This is a genomic window from Thermogemmatispora sp., assembly GCF_042408735.1.
GTDB lineage: Bacteria > Chloroflexota > Ktedonobacteria > Ktedonobacterales > Ktedonobacteraceae > Thermogemmatispora.
The window spans coordinates 1-1,446 of the sequence record NZ_JBHOQV010000210.1; the positions used below are offsets into that span (position 1 = coordinate 1).

The 1,446-nt window shown below is 62.1% G+C and carries 1 protein-coding gene; it reads left to right on the forward strand.

The annotated features are described in order from the left end of the window. Nucleotides 1–468: hypothetical protein (locus tag ACFMO7_RS22280; protein WP_376797681.1), on the forward strand; the 468-nt coding region annotated here is incomplete at its 5' end. Between the last annotated feature and the right edge of the window lie 978 nt (nt 469–1,446).

Here is a 1,446-nt window from a genome sequence, read left to right on the forward strand (position 1 = left end):
GGGGGGCTGAAAGGTATCTACGCCCACCTGCTCCAGGGGATGGAAGCAGAAGCTATGAAGAAGCTACACCAGGTCTTGAGCTGGGGAGAAGTGATGAAGGAGCCGCAAGCAGAGGAACATCCCGGCCATCGTGAGAATGAGCCAGGTAAAGAGGTGATTGCTACAGAATTGCAAGACAGCCAGGGAACCCGTCAAGGGAAGAAAGGGCTGAGTCCACTTTTCAGCGGACTCAGCCCTTTCTTGAGCAGAAAAGGGTGCCGAAGGTGGGATTTTACAGAAACGGTTTCTCCTCGTTTCTTCACGCCTCTTGCAGGCTTACAAGCCTCTTTTTTGTCCCCTATCGAGTATCTGAGGTTCTCGACAGATCTTACGATTGTCGTAAGATCTGTCGTATTGATCAGCGCCTCTTGGCAACCCCAGGCAGGGCAGGACAGCGGTCGCGACTTGCTCTCTGGAAGAGGTCGCTGAAGGAGGCTGCGAGATGGAAGGAAGGCCGCTCAAGCTCGTTCAGGGATTGGAACTTGGAACTTGCAGGCGGTTGGCCCAGCGCTGCCGCCGGTGCTCGGTCGGAAGGCCGCTCTCGCCCGCTTGGGAATTGAAACAAAACACCAGCTACTTTGACCTTCGAGCGGCCTTCCAGGCCGTTCGAGCATCGCTGCGTGGAAAATCGGGAGCCGCGATCCTCGAAGCGAACGGCAGCAGCGGCGCAGCACCACCTCCACACGACGGTGCCCAGAGCCCAAGCCATTCGCTCCACCGCTGCTCTCCCCCGCTCGGAGATGGACCCCCTTCCCTCTGCGTTCCCGTTTCCTTCCCAGGGGGTTCCCCTCTCGTTCCCAGGTGGCTCCCGGGTCGAGTGGGTATGCTAGCAGTGTTGCAAATGTGCCGCGGCCTCGAGAAGGCGAAGCACTGCCGCCGGCGCTTCCCCTGATCCCAAGAGCATCCCCCCACTGAGGGCAGGAACAGGTGACGCCCATGGCTCTGTGCCTGGCCTGACCTGGCTCGCAAGGAGGGACCGCTCCCCTGGAACGCCGCACCGCACCAGCCTGACATGGACAGCCGCAGCCGGCCTGCGCTGGTTGAGCCCCGCTCTCGCCAGGTCGGTGACCCGCTCGCTCGCTGTCCAGGGATGCCAGGGAACGCATCCCTCCGCTCTCCATAGACGACGCCACCGCGGTCTAAACAGAGCGACACAAAAGAACGGGGGACTCGTCCCCTCCCCGCTCGCTGTTTGGAAGGAGCTGAACAGCCAGGGCCGCCGCCCTGCAGGGGGACGGACACGGTTGAACTCGTGGGATGGCAAGGCGTGCGGTGGCAGGAAGCACGAGCTGGCCTGGCAGCCACCAGCCAGCACCGCAGGAGCACCAGGAGCAGCATGCCCACGCATCGCAAGAGCCTGATCCGCGAAGCCATCGAGCGGCTCGACGGCCTGATGGCCATCGGCGA